Origin of the sequence: Chryseobacterium sp. Chry.R1 (assembly GCF_039645525.1) — a bacterium.
GTDB classification, from domain to species: Bacteria; Bacteroidota; Bacteroidia; order Flavobacteriales; family Weeksellaceae; genus Chryseobacterium; species Chryseobacterium proteolyticum.
The window spans coordinates 2,188,579-2,204,496 of the sequence record NZ_CP151793.1; the positions used below are offsets into that span (position 1 = coordinate 2,188,579).

The window sequence follows — 15,918 nt, forward strand, 5'->3', positions numbered from 1 at the left end:
TTAAGTATATCAGTTTTAGTTAAGATATAAAATCCAAATTTAATCAAAATTTCATACTACAAAACTTTCAAAACCCTTAAATTTGCTAGCAATAAAAATTTACCAGATGCTTAGGAAAATTTCAATTGCGGCACTTACCATGTTGTCCGTAGTTACAATTGATGCTCAGAAGAACAAAAATTCTCAATTAGAAAGACCCAAATTAGTTGTAGGCTTAGTTGTAGATCAGATGCGTTGGGATTATCTGTACCGCTTTTACAATAAGTATGGAAATGATGGTTTTAAAAGATTGCTGAATACAGGTTATGCTTTAAATAATGTTCATATTCCTTATGTACCCACGATAACAGCTTTAGGACATACTTGTATTTATACAGGCTCTGTTCCGGCTATTCATGGAATTGCAGGAAACGACTGGACCGATAAGGAGACAGGAAAGAATGTCTATTGTACTACCGATGAAAGTGTACAGCCTGTTGGAACCACAAATACTAAAATAGGAAGCCACTCACCGAAGAATCTTTGGTCGACAACTGTGACGGATGAGCTAAAATTGGCAACCAATTTCCAGGCAAAGGTAATCGGGGTATCTTTAAAAGACAGAGCTTCCATTCTTCCGGCGGGACATACTCCAAACGGAGCGTTCTGGTTTGATGATTCCACAGGGAATTTTATTACCAGTACTTGGTATATGAATGATCTACCACAGTGGGTGAAATCTTTCAATTCACAAAATTTACCTGAAAAGCTGGTTGCTAACGGATGGAATACTTTATTGCCTATTAATCAATATACAGAAAGTGCACCGGATAACTCTGCTTGGGAAGGTCTTTTAGGAAGTGCAAAAACGCCAACATTCCCTTATAGTAATCTCGCAAAAGATTATAAAGATAAAAAAGACAATATCCGCTACACTCCTTTTGGTAATACATTGACGCTGAAATTAGCTGAAGCTTCAGTGGAAGGAGAGAAGTTAGGAAATGATAATGTTACAGATTTCTTAGCGATCAATCTTGCTTCAACGGATTATGCGGGACATAAGTTCGGACCTAACTCGATTGAGGTAGAAGATGTTTATTTAAGATTAGACCAGGATCTTGCGGAATTCTTTAATTATCTTGATTCTAAGGTAGGAAAGGGTGAATATACTGTTTTTCTATCTGCAGACCATGGAGGGGCACATTCTGTAGGTTTCCTGCAAGAGCATAAAATAGCTACAGGTTTCTTTGGAGAAAACAGCCAGAAAGATATCAACCAGAAATTAAAAGAGAAATTCGGAGTAGACAAACTGATTAATGCTGTAGACAACTATCAGATTTATTTTGATAGAAAATTATTAAAAGATAATAAGATCGAATTAGATGATGTAGTAAATTTTACAGTTAAAGAATTGGAAAATGATCCTACCATTTTATATGCTGTTTCTGTAACCAAAGTACAGGAATCTTCGATCCCGGAGCCGATTAAGCAGAGAATTATCAACGGAATCAACAGGCAGAGAAGTGGAGATATTCAGCTGATCTCTCATGATTCCATGCTTCCGTCTTATGCAAAAACAGGGACAACGCACAGTGTATGGAATTCATATGATTCTCACATTCCGTTATTATTTATGGGATGGGGAGTTCAGCACGGAGAAAGTAATAAACCTTATTTTATGACGGATATTGCTCCTACAGTGTCTTCTTTACTTAAAATTCAGTTTCCAAGTGGTACGGTTGGAAATCCTATTACGGAAGTGATTGGAAAATAAACTTACCACATAGTATACATTATTAAGCATTCCTTTCGGGATGCTTTTTTGTTGGTCATGCTGAAATTTTCAGATTATGATCTGATCAGTAATTGAATTTCTTTATGGTATTTATTATTTCGTTTTCTAATACTTACGATGAAGTAAATGAGAATAGCAATAATTGCTGAACCGGATAAAATAATCCCAATACTAAGATAGTTGTATTTATTTCTAAGTTCTTTCGCTTTCTTCTGTGTTTCCCTGTTGTGGTTATTGATGGAATGATTAATGGAGCTTAATTCACTTTGTTCCCTTTTAAATCGCATTTCAAAATACTTTTTGTTGTAAACCTGGTAAAGGTCAGGCTTTCCCATGGCCAGATAGTTTTCTGACATTTCTTTGTAGATTCCCTCATTGAGGATTAGGTCTCCTGTATTTTGAGAAAGGCTTTCTGCCTGGATAAGAAGTCCCAGGGCTTTTTCATTTTCCCGGTTTTGCTTGTACATTTCTGCCAAGCCTTTAAGGGCAAATGCTTTGAGACTTTTGGCATTGAGTTTTTCTGCGTATTGTATAGATCTGATAAATGCCTGCCTGGCTTTTTCCTGTTCATTCAGATTAAGATAACAATATCCTATGTTGTAATAAACCACACTCATATTGGCAAAGGTGGTTTTCTTCATTTTTACTTTTTCAAAATTCCCGATAGAGATCAGGAATTTTTCCAGAGCAATTTCCGAGTTGGACTGGCTTTTATAAATCATGCCCCGGATAGCATAGCTTCTTGCTGTTTCAATAAGTTTTTCAGGAGATTCTTTTGGAAGGCGCTCTAAATAACGGTCAGCTTCATTAAGGGTTTCCAGACTCTTACTGAATAGTTCCATTTGCTGGTATTGTATAGCTACAGAAACCAAAACACTGGTTTGTAGTTTCAGATCGTTGGTCTTTTGAGCCAGGTCTTTTGCTTTCAGAATATATTGAAATGATTCATCAAAGTTTCTTTTTGCAATATTTGCGGTAGACAATAACAGATAAACAGATATGGACTTGTTAATATCCTTTTCCTTTTTCAATAAATTTTTTCCAATGGCTATAGCGTGATCGGGGTTATCATAAATATCGAGGCGGGCCTTTTTGAGCAGTGAATCACGAGAGATGCTCTGAGCACACACGAAAAAAGAGTTAACTAATAATATGATCATAAAAATGGTATGGGATCCTATTCTCATAATGCTTTATTTTTTGTGATTTCCTGAATATATACATTGGGAGACATTCCCGTTACTGATTTAAATACTGTTGTAAAAGCACTGTGCGACGAAAATCCTGAAAACTCTGCCAGATAGCTTACCTTATAGTGAAGAAAGCTAGGATCTGTCTTTAATAAATGAGCGATATGGTTGATCCTGAGCTCGTTGATGTACCCATTGAAATTTTTACCTTTGTTGGTATTGATTACTTCAGATAAATATTTGGTGTTAACTCCCATCTGTGCGGATAAAGATGAAAGAGACATATTGCGGTTAAGGTACCGGTGAGATTGCTCCCACTCATTCAATTTTTGGAGAATTTCTTTTTCTTTCTCTTTCGAAATTTTATGGGTGTCTTTTTCAAAGTTAAGGTCAATTCTGTTTTCTTTTCCGGTCTCCACATGATCTGCTTTAAGAGGAGCGGAAAGTGCCCGAAGTTTTTGTTTTTCAAAAAAGTACAGCTGTTTTTTCAGGTCCTTATTTTTGTTTTTTTCCAGAAAGAAATAGATAACCAATGCTGTGATAACTGCAAGAATGATAAAGGTTAAAATCCATAGTTTCCTGGACTCATTCTGTTTCTGGAATTCAAGGTTGTTATTCTGGTAAGTTTCTACCAATTTAACGATATACCGTATACCTTCTTTTTGATTGAAATCAAGTTTAGATCTTAATTCGGTATACAGCTTATTGTATTGATGGTATTTTATATCATTATGTAAAGCGAAATTGGTTTTTGCCAGTGATTCATATATCTTCAGTTTCAAATTATTATAAGGAAGATCTTCAATTTCAGAAAGTCCTTTTTCAAGATGGGCAAGGGCTGTTTTATAATTTCCGTTAAGAAAATAATAACGGGATAAATTTTCATTGGCTAAAGCGGAGAGAAAAGGTTGGTCGGGGCTTCTCTCAACATCAGAAATAACAAGATCCAATATTTTTTTAGCATCAATATACTTGTTTTGCCGAAGCAGATAGGAGGCACGGAAGATTTTATTTTCTATGCTGATCATGCGGTTTTCCTCATTATGAAGATCAATATACTGATCACTTTTGTTAAGATTCGCAAAAGCGGTATCAAAATTTCTTATAATGGCAGAATTGATGGCTTGCAGTTGATACAGTTTGGCAACGGTAATTTTAGACTTCGGGCTGTCATTTTTTAATAGTTTAGCATCTGATAAAAGACGGGAAATAATCTCTCCGGACTGGTTATACAGATCTAAATTCTGGTATTGATCCGCGAGATTATAATCGCTGAACAGCTGCATAAAATAAGAAAGGTTTTTTCTTTCGGAATCATTTTGCTGTGCTGATGTTGTAACGGATTGTACATAATCCCCTTTCATGGCGTAAGCCTGTGAGATTATATTTTGCAGAACCATTTTATGCTCTGTATTCTGGTCGCTGATCAATAAGCTTTGGGTATAACTGATACAGTTATCCGGATTCTGGTAAAGCTTCTGAAATGCTTTATCTGCTAAAATGGAAAAATCGGGGCCGGATTGTGCATGGTAAAAAACGGAGGATAAAAAAGTCAGGAGTAAAATCGCACATTTTATGACACTACAAGATAAAAATAATTCGTTTTTTGCTTTTCTTTTTTCAATCGTCTTACAATCTGTCCTCAAAGTTGAATTTTTATAATATGGTGATTTTTAATTATTTAAATTTTAAATGTTTTTGGATTTCACGAATTATGTAAGCCAAATTCTTTTTAAATGGTAAATATAATATTAATATTGTTTCCGCCAATTCAAAATATTAAAACCAAATAAATATGGAAAACTTTTACAAGATTTTAACAAAAACGGTATACGCTTACCTTTTATTCAACCTGTTTTCGGTCGTGAATGCTCAGGTGACGGTGATGGCGACAGCCAATTACTCACCGGGTGCAGTATCTGATAACGGGGTTGTAAGCATGCAGAGTAGTGGTGGCCAGATTTTTAAATGGGACGCAGTTAACGGGTTGTCTCAGATCGGAGCAACCTCTAATGGCTATCCCGGTGCAGGGAGGGCTGTAATTTCTAATGACGGGACAAAAATTGCCTCTACAATGACCAATACGGGTACGGGATTTAATGAGATATCAGTTTATGATATCGCTAATTCAACATGGACTTCCCTGGGAGGACTTGTTCCTACAGGATGGGACGGTTCTGTAAGTTCTACCTGGGGATTGTCGTATGACGGAAGTATCATTGTAGGATTAGGATGGTTAACTGCTGCCAATGCTCATGCGGTAAAATGGACTGCACAAAACGGAATGGTAGACCTGGGAAGCATGGTTTCGGGAAGAAGTTCGAGGGCTAATGCCGTAAATGCTGATGGGACGGTTGTGGTTGGCTGGCAGGATGAAGACAACGGAACCAGAAGTGGTGCTAAATGGGTGAATGGAACAGAAAGCTATATTACAGACAGTAACGGAAATAATGTTGGCGAAGCAGGAGCCGTTTCTGCCGACGGAAACACAATAATTGGGGCAGGTATGCCCAATCCTTATGTATGGAACAGTACTTCAGGACTTACTTACATTACACATCCTAATTCCTCAGCCTTCTTCAGAGGCGGTGCAACCGGAATTTCTGCTGATGGCGGAACGGTAATAGGTTATTTCAGGCCTTTTGCAGCACCTCCGATGTCTGGAGAAGGCTTTATATGGACTGCTGCCGTGGGGAGAATCAATCTAAATGATTATGCGACAAGCCTGGGGATCAATACTCAGGGAGTAACCATGTCCCTGCCATTGGCTATTTCCCATGATGGAAAAAAAATAGCAGGTGTTGGAACGAATTCTTCCAATCAGATTGTAGCATTCTATCTGGACCTTTCTGAATTCTTATCTACCCACGAAACAATCAAAAAAGGTCAGGGAATATCTGTCTATCCCAATCCGGTAAAAGATATCCTCTACGTGAAGGGAATTGAAAAAATAGAAAAAGCTGAAATTTATAATATGGTCGGTCAGAAAGTAATGACCTCAGATTCTGCAGGAAATCAGATTAATGTTTCCTCATTGTCGACAGGGAATTACATACTGCAGATTTTTGTGAAGGGGGAAATTTTACAAAGTCTAAAATTCATTAAACAGTAGATAAAAATTGGACACTTTTATTTGACTCAGGCCAAAAAAACTCGCAGATACATCTGCGAGTTTTATTTTTTTGATGGGATTTAAGTTTAGTCTTCTTCGGGAGCTTCTTCGTCATCATCTTCATATTGCTCCAGGTAATAGCTGAAAGTAAAACCCTCAAGCTCTTCTTCTGCATCCTCCAGGGTGGTGAGCAGGTCCTCAAATAATTCCAGCTGATCTACCGTTAAATTAACAAACTCAAGATGCAGAGGCATTTCCAGATCACCCGTAATAACATCATAAAGGGCATCAAGATTGTCCCCAAAATGTTCCGGAAGACTGATTTTTTCTTTCAACTGGCTATAGAAATCTTCATAATCTCCTATATCTGTAAAATCTATATATACTGTTTTCATATTGAATTGAATTTCCAATTTTTATTTATTAAAAAGGCTTTGCATTTTTTGCAAAAATCCACCTCTTCATCCGTGGGATTTTTACCTTCTGCGCTCCTCATAAAACATGTTTTTTCAGGGCAATGCTCCAATCCCTGTGTGTGACCAAGTTCATGAATGGCAATTTTAAAAAGCTGTTCATCAGCCTTTGCTTTATTTAATCTGAAATTTGATGCTACGCATGCTTTTCCGGGTCTATAGCCAAGTCCCATTATACCAAAGTCTTTTATTTTACCCTTAGTGGTGCTTATATCTTTTGATGTTAAGCCGATTGTGACATAACCTTTGTCGGTTCTGTTATTTAAAAATCGGATAACAGAATCGGCCTTGTAACGTTTTCTCTCCGGATAATAAGCCTCTTTCGGTAAATCGATAGCATTCAGAATTTTTATATCCGGATATATTTTCCTGATCTCATTGCTTACGAATTTTACACTTTCAGGTTTTAAATCATTAAACGGCTGAACCAATACTATCAATCCTTTATTTTCCATTGTCAGCTTATGCGATTTATCTGAACAGGAAAATAGAATAAGCATCAGTATGCTGATTAAGCAGCTACTGTTTTTCAAAACTTTTATAATGATTTTTGGTAAGATATACATCCCCATCTTTTGTGAAAATAATGCGGTCGGCATTTCTACTTCCACAACTGTAATTTACATCAGCTTCATAGTATTGATTCCCTTGCGGAAGACTTCTTTCTCTGTTTCCGAAGCGGTCTCCTCCTATGGCACGTCCGGGGAGAACATCGCAAAGATTTCCCTTCGAAGGATTCCAGCCAAGCTTTCTGGCTTCATTTTTTGTAATGTAATAATCAGGTAACTGATGATGTTCCTTTACATAACTGATTACCGTTTTTTCTGCGGTAAGCTGATCGATAGATTGTTGATTTGCTGTACCGGCAGTTGTGCTGTATTCAGCTTTTGGATTCTGAATATCTTTTTCTGTACCAGAAAACTTATTGAAAATATACATCACAGACATTCCAAACAGAAGGCCGATGCAGGCAAAAAATACGGGTCTCATTTTACTATTCATACTCTATTATATACTTTACCAATATAAACAATCTACCAATTTTACCAAGACGGTGATATTAGCATACTGATTATTTTATGATCTCCATTCTTCAGGAATATCACAAACAGGAATAGGATTCATTTTATGCTGGGCTGCTTTATGCATTCTGTCAAATATTAAGAATACCTCGCGATCACGTCCCTCATAATCTTCTGCAGTTTTAGAACCATATTCCTTCTGGATCTTTTCAAGTTCCGGATAGGTGGCACCAATTTGTTGCTCGTCAGTCCTGTCTACATCCCAAAGTCCATCTGTAGGAATAGCTTCCTGGATATTTTTAACAAGGTTCAAGGCTCTTGCAAGTGTATAAACTTCTGTTTTATAAAGGTCTGCAATAGGGGAAACATCAACACCTCCGTCTCCATATTTGGTGTAAAATCCGATTCCGAAATCCTCGACCTTATTTCCGGTTCCACAAACCAATAAGCCGTTAAGCTGTCCATAATAATATAAGGTAAGCATACGCAAACGTGACCTTGTATTGGCAAAAGCTAATTTTTCATTCGGATACAAATCATCCTTTACATCGAAAGTCTTGTACAGTTCTTCAAAAGCAGGAGTCAGATTAACAGACATGGCTTCTACATTAGGAAATCTTGACTTTAGATCATTCATGTGCTCCCATGCACGATTTACCTGATCTTCTTTCTGACGGATCGGCATTTCTATTAATAAAGTCTTCAGACCGGTCATAGCTGCTAGTGTTGATACTACTCCTGAGTCAACACCTCCCGATACTCCAATCACATATCCGTTTACTTTTGATTTTTCTGCGTAATTTTTTAACCAGCTTACAATATGATCAATTACTTTTTGTGTCTGCATTATATATGATATTTTTAATCTATTCCAAATTCTTTAGGATATGTTACAATCCCGGTTACATTTTTTAAAGCATCGGGTATCAATTCTATAGCCATCCCATTTTCTTCCGGAAGGTCAAAAGGAAATGATATTCCAAAATTACTTGTTTTTTTATATCCAAATCTCGGATAATACTTTTCATGGCCTATTAAAATCACTGATTCATAACCCAATTCCCTGGCAATTTTATGTCCATAACTGATCAGTTGACTACCTATTCCTTGTCCCTGATACTGAGGTTTCACGGAAACAGGAGCCAGAGCCAATGAATTGAAGGCTTTGTCATTATTTTTAACGGACAGTATGGTGAAAAGTATATGGCCGACAATTTCGTTTTCTATTTCGGCGACAATGGATAATTCTGGAATGAAAGCATCCGATCTTCTTAGCTTTTCTACTAAAAACTGTTCCTGATGGTCGCTGTGTTCCGCATTTTTAAATGCCTGTTTCACCAACTCAAAAACCTGTGGATAATCTTTTTCCAGTTCCTGTCTTACAATCATTTTTTTGAATTGTATTTTTCACGTTTCAGTTCATACCAAAAGCATATACCGTCCGGTTCTTCAAATTCCCCTTTATTTTCAAATCCTAACTTACTCAGTATATGATTGGAACCAGTATTCTCAGAATGCGCACAGGCATATATAACGGGGAGATCAAGATCATAAAACCCAAAATCCAAAGAAGCTTTTGCAGATTCAATCGCATATCCCTTACCCCAAAATTCAGGAATAAAACGATAACCGAGATCGTAAATGTTCTTGTAGCCATTTATTTCTGTAGTGATGAATTTTAAACCGCTCCATCCGATTAAAAGATTGCTCTTCTTTTCAATCACTGCAAATCTTCCCACACCATTATCCTCGTATTGCTGTTGGATCATTTTAATAACATTTTCAGATTCACTGATATCTTTTGCCGGGGGAGTACATACATACTTTACCACTTCCGGATCGGAATCCAGAAGGAAAAGACGCTCGGCATCATCAGCTTCGAATTTTCTTAGAATCAGTCTTTCAGTTTCCAGTTGCATATGTTTATTTTTAATCAATAACAGATTTCGAAATGGAATGGGTATTTTAAATCATGAAAAAAGGAAAATATTGCAGCAAAGCAAGCTGTTTATTTATTTTTCATCATGATATTATGTTTAAATCCGTATTTTCGTAACCTTAAATTTCTGTAAAAATAATGAAGATTTTTAGAACTATAGCGCTTTCTTCTATATTAGTTTTAGGATTGTATTCCTGCAAGAAAGAAGCGGACAATGTATGGAAAGTAGAATTAAAGGAACCTGCCGAAAAAGTGGAGATGACAGATATTTCCAGTCAATTCTACGACCAGAATATCCCTCTGGAAAAATTTAAATCAGAGTTTCCGTGGTTTCAGGGTACTGTTTCTGATAAAGATTTTGGAAAGAGAAGAGCTGACGCAGAAGAAATAAAGATTTATAAAGAGGCCGTTGCAAAAATTGATCAGAAGAAACTCCAAAAAGAGCTTCAGGACCTGTTTTCACATATCAGGCATTATTTCCCGAAATTTAAAAGCCCTAAAGTGTATCTTTTTTCATCAGCGTTGCAGATGATTCAGGATCCGGTTTTTTATGATGAAAAAGGAAACCTTTTGTTTATAGATATTACCGGGTTCATGGGGGACAAAAACCCAAATTACAAAGGACTGGAATTGTATTTCCAGAAATCCATGAATCCAAACAATATTGTCCCTAAAGTATCAAGGATGTTTGCCGAGAACATTGTTCCTTTCTCTACAGATCATCAGAAGTTTATTGACCAGCTGATATATAACGGAAAAGTAATGATCCTCCAGGACGCATTTCTTCCGGATACTCCTGATTACCTTAAAATGAATTATACGAAACAGCAGTATGAGTGGGCAGTAAGCAATGAAGGCAACATCTGGAATTATTTTGTCGAGAATAATTTATTGTTTGGGGATGACCACAGACTGGAGGAGCGTTTTATCTCTCCGGGACCTTTTTCTAAATTTTATACCGATATCGACAACGAATCCTCTCCGCAGATCGGTATTTATACAGGATGGCAGATCTGTAAAAAATATCTGAAAGAAAAGCCTGAGGTAAAGTTTACAGATTTTCTTAAAATGGATGCAACTGAAATTTTTAACCAATCTGGTTATAAGCCTGCTGTAACAAAATAGATTATTTTTAAGACCTATATAAGACCTTTTGTGAAGAACAAAAGGTCTTTTCTATTTTTTAGACACTAATCAAAAATACCTATGTATGGAAAATCTGATTACAATCCGGGATCTCAGTTACGGATTTTCAAAAAATAAACTTATTCTTAAAAATGTGAGCCTTTCGGTTCCGAAAGGAAGTGTTTTTGGGTTCCTGGGAGCTAACGGAGCGGGTAAATCAACGACCATGAAGCTTATGCTGGGCAGTATTCCCGATGAAAACAATACCATTGAAATTTTTAGTCGGAAATTACCTGAACTTTATCCTGATGGGTTTCAAAGGATCGGAAGCCTTATAGACAGCCCTGCCTTTTATGATCATTTGTCCGGCTGGGATAATCTTACTATTCTTTCCAAATTAAGAAACCTCCCTGATTCTGAGTGTGAAAGAGTTTTGAATCTGGTAGATCTCTGGGACAGCAGGAAAATGAAAATGAAGAAATATTCATTAGGGATGAAGCAAAGGCTTGCAATCGCTATGACACTTCTTGGAAATCCCGAACTGCTGATCCTTGACGAGCCGGTGAATGGTCTTGATCCTAACGGGATGTTAGAGATCAGAGAACTATTGCTTAAACTCAACAAAGAACAGGGGATTACGATATTCATTTCAAGTCATTTGTTGCAGGAAGTGGAAAAAATGGTCACCCACCTTGCTATTATATCGCATGGAGCCATCAAATTTTCCGGAAGTGTTGAAGAGCTTAACACGCATTACCGCCATAACCATATGAGAATAGGACTCAATAATGCACCTCAATTTTTACAACATATTCCTGAATATTATGCCCCTCAGATAATTGATGATCATACTTTAGAAATTACCGTGCAATCCAGGGAAGACATCATCAGACTTACCAAGAAACTGGTTGTAAATGAAGCAGAGATTTTTGAAATCAAAAATAGTGCGGGATTGGAAGATTGGTTCATGGAAATAACAAAAAATTAAAAACAGCACAAATGAAAAAGTTAACAACACTCATCAATACGGAATGGCTTAAAATAAAAGGTTTGGGATTGGTTTATTTAGCAATAGTACTTGGTATGCTGATTCCTCTTCTTGCTTTTTTGACCAGTACCTTTAATCCCCGATTTATTACAGAGGAAGAGCTTCCTCTTTCTGTTTTTGAAAGCTCTATAACGGATAGTTTTAAAGCCTTTTCCATCTTTTTTCTTTTGCTTTATATCGTTATTGCGGCCAACAGGATCGCTCAGGTAGATCATAAAAATAATGGATGGCAGCTTATGGAAACTCAGCCCATCAGCAAACTGCAATTGTATCTCGCAAAATATGTGGTATTGTTATTACTAAGTTTTTTATGTATTGCTTCTTATTTTACATTCAGTAATATCTTTTCATTTCTGGATTATTATATTCACCCAAGTACAACAAAATTGTTAAGCTTCGATACAATCTGGATGCTTAAGATGTTCATAAGATTATGCATCGGAGTATTGGGTGTGGCAGCTGTTCAGCTCTGCATATCAGTAGCTTTTCCAGGTTTTATATGGGCTTTTTTGGTAGGTATTTTAGGACTTATAGTCAATACCTATTCTTTGGTACAAAGAGCAGCATTTCCTTTTTGCCCCTACAACTCTATGTATATCCTCTCCAAAACACCTAATGTAAGAAACCTGAATTATTTTATCACTTACAGTGAATATCTAAGTATATTCTGGGCCATTGTATTTTTTATTATAGGTTATTTCTGGTACAGAGGAAAAGGATTTAAATCTGCATTTCTACGTCATAAAAAGCAAATAGTACTTTCATCTGTTTTTATTGTAGTTTCAGCAGGAATATTTTTCATTATACAGCAACCTAAAGATTACAAAAGTAAAGGTGCAGGGGTTGTTATCAAAGGTACCTTACATACTGATCTGAAGATTGATTCTGTAAAAATATTCTCTAAGGATTTTCATAAGCAGGTAGGAAGTGCCATTGTAAAAAACGGATCATTCCTGTGGGAAAACCGTCAACAGATTCCATTTGATCAATATAGTCTTGAATTTGGAACCAAAAGAATCGATTTCATGATGGGAAGCGGAGACCGTTTTGATTTTGACATCCGTTGTAATCCTTTAAAAATTCAATATTTTCTAATCTCCAACAGGTCTGCCGAACAGCAGTATAATACAGAAGAAGATGGATTCGGATATGAATTCTCATATGCTGTGGAGCAACAGAAATACAATGATAATCCTTCAGAGTTCTATCAGCTAGCGCAATCCGATTGGAATAAAAATATTAAGAGATTGGAACATTATACAGATGCTGAAAATAATGCCTTATCTGATGAATATAAATCTTACAGGAAGCAGCTTCTTGCCATTCAGTATTTGAACGAGATTAATAACTATCGGAAAATGACTTCCTGGGATGACCCTAAATTTGCTGCTCCGAAAGAATTTTTAAACGAACTGAATGCTAAAATTAAAAATCCGACGGTTCTGTTAAGTAAAAATGATGATTACTTACAATACAGATTGGATAAAATGCTCACCGACAGGGACCGGTTGTCCAATCCTGACAGTATTCTTTTTGTGAAATTAAACGCGTTACCCGATAATATCGACAAAGACCGTTTGGTTAGTAAACATCTTATAAAGACCATGGAGCTGGAATCGGATAGTACTTTAAGGAAGCAGCTTTTTGAAAGAGAATTCCGGATGTTAGGAGATAATGATTATAAAAAGCTGGCAACATCGAAATATGAACAGCTGACCATCTCTCAAAAAGGAGCCGCATTTGTAGATTTAAAATTTCTGGATAACAAAGGGAAGTCGCACCAGCTTTCGCAATACCGTGGAAAATATGTGATCATTGATTTATGGGCAACATGGTGTGGCCCTTGTAAACAGATCCGGCCGATATTTGACATGAGAAGCATTAAATATCAATACTATAGTAATATTCAGTTTATTTCAATAAGTCTTGACCAGGATAAATCAAAATGGCTGAATTATCTAAAAACAAAACCATCCAAAGTACCTCAATACTGGCTGGCGGATGCTCAGGAGTTTATGAACAGATATAAAATTCAAACTATTCCCAGATTTATTATTATAGATCCTGATGGAAAAGTTTTTAACATGAACAGCCCTTTTCCTGATGAAGATAATTTCGTAGAAATTTTAGATAAGCTCAAGAAGTATTAACTTTGTGAAAAATTTAAAATTGATATGAGAAAGACTCAGATAACGATAGACGTTGAATTAGATGAAAATCACATTCCGGAAACCATAACATGGAATGCTCAGGATGGAGGAATTGAAAAAGAGGAAACTAAGGCAACGATGATTTCTGTTTGGGATGAAAAAGCAATGGAAGCATTAAGAATTGATCTTTGGACAAAAGAAATGCCTGTGGATCAGATGAAAATGTTCATTCACCAGATTTTAGTTTCATTAGGGAATACCTATCAGAGAGCGACAGGAGAAGAAGATGTGGCGCTGTGGATCGAACAAATGGCAGAGGAATTTGCGGTAAAATCTGCGATAAAAATGTAAACCAATTACTAATATATCAATCTCATAGTGTAATGCATCAATAGCATTTTTAAATAATTACACTGTTGGATTGTTGGATTAAAAAAAATATTATGAATTTTAATACAAAAGTTATTCACGGTGGCCAGCACCATGAATCTGCAACAGGTTCCGTAAATGTTCCTGTATTTTTAACTTCTACTTTTGCACAAAAAAGTCCGGGTGTTCACTCCGGTTACGAATATTCGAGAGCTGCCAATCCTACAAGACAAGCTTTAGAAGATTCTTTGGCAAGTATTGAAAATGGAGCAAGAGGTCTTGCTTTCGGTTCAGGTCTTGCAGCGATAGATTGTGTTTTGAAGTTACTGAACCCGGGAGATGAGGTAATAGCTGTTGATGATTTGTATGGTGGAACATACAGAATGTTTACAAGACTTTTTGAGAAATACCAATTGAAATTTACTTTCGTGAATTTTGATGATGTTTCTAAAATTTCAGAATTTATTACAGATAAAACAAAGCTGATCTGGGTAGAAACACCTACGAATCCTCTGATGAAATTAGTGGACATCAAAGCTGTTGTTGATATCGCTAAAGGAAAAGATATTTTGGTAGCCGTAGATAATACTTTTGCAACGCCTTACTTACAAAGACCTATCGATCTGGGAGCTGACATTGTTATGCACTCTGCAACAAAATATTTAGGAGGACATTCTGATGTTATTGCAGGAGCTCTTATTGCTAAAGATGCAGAATTGGGAGAAAAACTACATTTCATCCAATTTGCAAGTGGAGGTATCTTAGGACCACATGATTCTTATCTGGTTCTTAGAGGGATTAAAACCCTGGCATTAAGAATGCAGAGACATTCGGATAACGGACTGGAAGTCGCAAAATATCTTGAAAGACACCCTGCAGTTGATAAGGTAATCTATCCGGGATTGGAATCTCATCCACAGTATGAATTAGCAAAATCCCAAATGAAGGAAGCTGGAGGAATGGTTTCATTTACTTTTAAATCCGGAAAGAAAGAAGATGCCATCAAATTCCTTGAAAGAGTAAAAGTCTTCACCCTTGCTGAATCTTTAGGTGGAGTAGAATCTCTTGCTAATCACCCGGCATTGATGACTCACGCTTCCATTCCTGCTGAAAAAAGAGCTGAATTAGGCATCACAGATGATTTGGTTCGTCTAAGCGTTGGAATTGAAGATGCTGAAGATCTTATCGCTGACCTGGAAAGAGCTTTTTCTTAATTGAGATAATATAGTAGTGAGAAGGATTACAATTATTTTTATCCTGAGTATTTTTAACCAGCTATTATATGCACAGGTTAAATCTACTGGTGAACTCTTTCAAACCGCCATGAAATTGGATAGTTTGGTTTTCAAAGAAGGATTTAATAAATGTAATCCTTCCCACTATAATGATATCATAAGTAATGACCTTGAGTTCTATCATGATATTGGAGGTATTACTCTGGGTAAAGAAGCGTTTTTAGCTTCTGTAAAAAATAACATCTGCAGCATTCCCGGTAAAATAAAAAGAGAACTTGTTCCCGGAAGTATGAAAGTGTATCCTCTGTATAATAATAAAACCTTATATGGATTTATACAGGAAGGTGAACATGAATTTTTCGAAAACAACAATGGGAAATGGAATAGGACCGGAAAAGCAAAATTTACCCACTTGTGGATCTTCGACCATAACCAGTGGAAACTCAAGCGGGTGCTGAGCTATGATCACCGATAAGCATTA

At 36.4% G+C, this 15,918-nt stretch carries 16 protein-coding genes; 8 read left to right on the top strand and 8 right to left on the bottom strand.

Annotation, left to right across the window (positions count from 1 at the left end; genetic code table 11):
• Positions 1-106: 106 nt before the first annotated feature.
• Positions 107-1,753 (top strand): alkaline phosphatase PafA, encoded by a 1,647-nt coding sequence (gene pafA, locus AAEU33_RS10125; RefSeq protein WP_345992439.1) that lies wholly within the window; start codon positions 107-109, stop codon positions 1,751-1,753.
• A 74-nt stretch (positions 1,754-1,827) separates the two neighbouring features.
• Here the strand turns inward: pafA and AAEU33_RS10130 are convergent, their stop codons facing one another.
• Both AAEU33_RS10130 and AAEU33_RS10135 read right to left on the bottom strand, forming a co-directional pair.
• Complete coding sequence (locus AAEU33_RS10130) at positions 1,828-2,961, bottom strand: hypothetical protein (protein ID WP_345992441.1); 1,134 nt, start codon at positions 2,959-2,961, stop codon at positions 1,828-1,830.
• A complete protein-coding gene (locus tag AAEU33_RS10135) occupies positions 2,958-4,610 on the bottom strand; it encodes a helix-turn-helix transcriptional regulator (RefSeq protein WP_345992443.1) in 1,653 nt (550 codons plus the stop codon). The genes AAEU33_RS10130 and AAEU33_RS10135 overlap by 4 nt, the downstream gene beginning before the upstream one ends.
• A 149-nt stretch (positions 4,611-4,759) precedes the next feature.
• On the opposite strand from AAEU33_RS10135, the gene AAEU33_RS10140 reads away from it, so the two are divergent.
• Positions 4,760-6,076, top strand: coding sequence for a T9SS type A sorting domain-containing protein (locus AAEU33_RS10140; RefSeq protein WP_345992445.1), 1,317 nt, complete (start codon positions 4,760-4,762; stop codon positions 6,074-6,076).
• A gap of 86 nt (positions 6,077-6,162) precedes the next feature.
• Here AAEU33_RS10140 and AAEU33_RS10145 read toward each other — a convergent pair whose 3' ends face one another.
• The 6 genes from AAEU33_RS10145 to AAEU33_RS10170 form a co-directional block, all read right to left on the bottom strand.
• Positions 6,163-6,471, bottom strand: coding sequence for a barstar family protein (locus AAEU33_RS10145; protein WP_172279834.1), 309 nt, complete (start codon positions 6,469-6,471; stop codon positions 6,163-6,165).
• The gene (locus tag AAEU33_RS10150) at positions 6,468-7,004 is read right to left on the bottom strand and encodes a matrixin family metalloprotease (RefSeq protein WP_228456980.1); all 537 of its coding nucleotides are present in this window, start codon (positions 7,002-7,004) and stop codon (positions 6,468-6,470) included. Before AAEU33_RS10150 ends, AAEU33_RS10145 begins: the two co-directional genes overlap by 4 nt.
• Positions 7,005-7,068: 64 nt before the next feature.
• The gene (locus AAEU33_RS10155) at positions 7,069-7,551 is read right to left on the bottom strand and encodes a ribonuclease domain-containing protein (protein ID WP_345992448.1); all 483 of its coding nucleotides are present in this window, start codon (positions 7,549-7,551) and stop codon (positions 7,069-7,071) included.
• Positions 7,552-7,626: 75 nt separating this feature from the next.
• Entirely contained in the window at positions 7,627-8,418 is a 792-nt protein-coding gene (gene nadE / locus AAEU33_RS10160; RefSeq protein WP_172279828.1) for an NAD(+) synthase, read from the bottom strand.
• A 14-nt stretch (positions 8,419-8,432) separates the two neighbouring features.
• Complete coding sequence (locus tag AAEU33_RS10165) at positions 8,433-8,960, bottom strand: N-acetyltransferase (protein WP_345992450.1); 528 nt, start codon at positions 8,958-8,960, stop codon at positions 8,433-8,435.
• Entirely contained in the window at positions 8,957-9,490 is a 534-nt protein-coding gene (locus AAEU33_RS10170) for a GNAT family N-acetyltransferase (RefSeq protein ID WP_345992452.1), read from the bottom strand. Before AAEU33_RS10170 ends, AAEU33_RS10165 begins: the two co-directional genes overlap by 4 nt.
• Positions 9,491-9,648: 158 nt before the next feature.
• Here AAEU33_RS10170 and AAEU33_RS10175 point away from each other — a divergent pair, with 158 nt between their 5' ends.
• The 6 genes from AAEU33_RS10175 to AAEU33_RS10200 all read left to right on the top strand — a co-directional run bounded on the left by AAEU33_RS10175 (position 9,649) and on the right by AAEU33_RS10200 (position 15,912).
• A complete protein-coding gene (locus tag AAEU33_RS10175) occupies positions 9,649-10,635 on the top strand; it encodes a gliding motility protein GldB (RefSeq protein WP_345992453.1) in 987 nt (328 codons plus the stop codon).
• An 85-nt stretch (positions 10,636-10,720) separates the two neighbouring features.
• Positions 10,721-11,623, top strand: coding sequence for an ATP-binding cassette domain-containing protein (locus AAEU33_RS10180; protein ID WP_345992455.1), 903 nt, complete (start codon positions 10,721-10,723; stop codon positions 11,621-11,623).
• Positions 11,624-11,634: 11 nt separating this feature from the next.
• Positions 11,635-13,833, top strand: coding sequence for a thioredoxin-like domain-containing protein (locus tag AAEU33_RS10185; protein WP_345992457.1), 2,199 nt, complete (start codon positions 11,635-11,637; stop codon positions 13,831-13,833).
• Positions 13,834-13,857: 24 nt separating this feature from the next.
• Positions 13,858-14,184 carry a gliding motility protein GldC gene (gldC, locus tag AAEU33_RS10190; protein WP_345992458.1) on the top strand — a complete coding sequence of 109 codons (327 nt, stop codon included), beginning with the start codon at positions 13,858-13,860 and terminating at the stop codon, positions 14,182-14,184.
• A gap of 92 nt (positions 14,185-14,276) precedes the next feature.
• Positions 14,277-15,416: a cystathionine gamma-synthase gene (locus AAEU33_RS10195; protein WP_345992460.1), complete on the top strand. Its 1,140-nt coding sequence runs from the start codon at positions 14,277-14,279 to the stop codon at positions 15,414-15,416.
• A 16-nt stretch (positions 15,417-15,432) separates the two neighbouring features.
• Complete coding sequence (locus AAEU33_RS10200) at positions 15,433-15,912, top strand: nuclear transport factor 2 family protein (protein WP_345992462.1); 480 nt, start codon at positions 15,433-15,435, stop codon at positions 15,910-15,912.
• Positions 15,913-15,918: the final 6 nt, after the last annotated feature.

Coding starts and splice junctions, on each gene's coding strand:
- AAEU33_RS10180 (WP_345992455.1), top strand. CDS start 10,721: ATGGAAAATCTGATTACAATCCGGGATCTCAGTTACGGATTTTCAAAA.
- gldC (WP_345992458.1), top strand. CDS start 13,858: ATGAGAAAGACTCAGATAACGATAGACGTTGAATTAGATGAAAATCAC.
- AAEU33_RS10140 (WP_345992445.1), top strand. CDS start 4,760: ATGGAAAACTTTTACAAGATTTTAACAAAAACGGTATACGCTTACCTT.
- AAEU33_RS10185 (WP_345992457.1), top strand. CDS start 11,635: ATGAAAAAGTTAACAACACTCATCAATACGGAATGGCTTAAAATAAAA.
- AAEU33_RS10170 (WP_345992452.1), bottom strand. CDS start 9,490: ATGCAACTGGAAACTGAAAGACTGATTCTAAGAAAATTCGAAGCTGAT.
- AAEU33_RS10165 (WP_345992450.1), bottom strand. CDS start 8,960: ATGATTGTAAGACAGGAACTGGAAAAAGATTATCCACAGGTTTTTGAG.
- nadE (WP_172279828.1), bottom strand. CDS start 8,418: ATGCAGACACAAAAAGTAATTGATCATATTGTAAGCTGGTTAAAAAAT.
- AAEU33_RS10175 (WP_345992453.1), top strand. CDS start 9,649: ATGAAGATTTTTAGAACTATAGCGCTTTCTTCTATATTAGTTTTAGGA.
- AAEU33_RS10130 (WP_345992441.1), bottom strand. CDS start 2,961: ATGAGAATAGGATCCCATACCATTTTTATGATCATATTATTAGTTAAC.
- AAEU33_RS10145 (WP_172279834.1), bottom strand. CDS start 6,471: ATGAAAACAGTATATATAGATTTTACAGATATAGGAGATTATGAAGAT.
- AAEU33_RS10195 (WP_345992460.1), top strand. CDS start 14,277: ATGAATTTTAATACAAAAGTTATTCACGGTGGCCAGCACCATGAATCT.
- AAEU33_RS10150 (WP_228456980.1), bottom strand. CDS start 7,004: ATGGAAAATAAAGGATTGATAGTATTGGTTCAGCCGTTTAATGATTTA.
- AAEU33_RS10155 (WP_345992448.1), bottom strand. CDS start 7,551: ATGAATAGTAAAATGAGACCCGTATTTTTTGCCTGCATCGGCCTTCTG.
- pafA (WP_345992439.1), top strand. CDS start 107: ATGCTTAGGAAAATTTCAATTGCGGCACTTACCATGTTGTCCGTAGTT.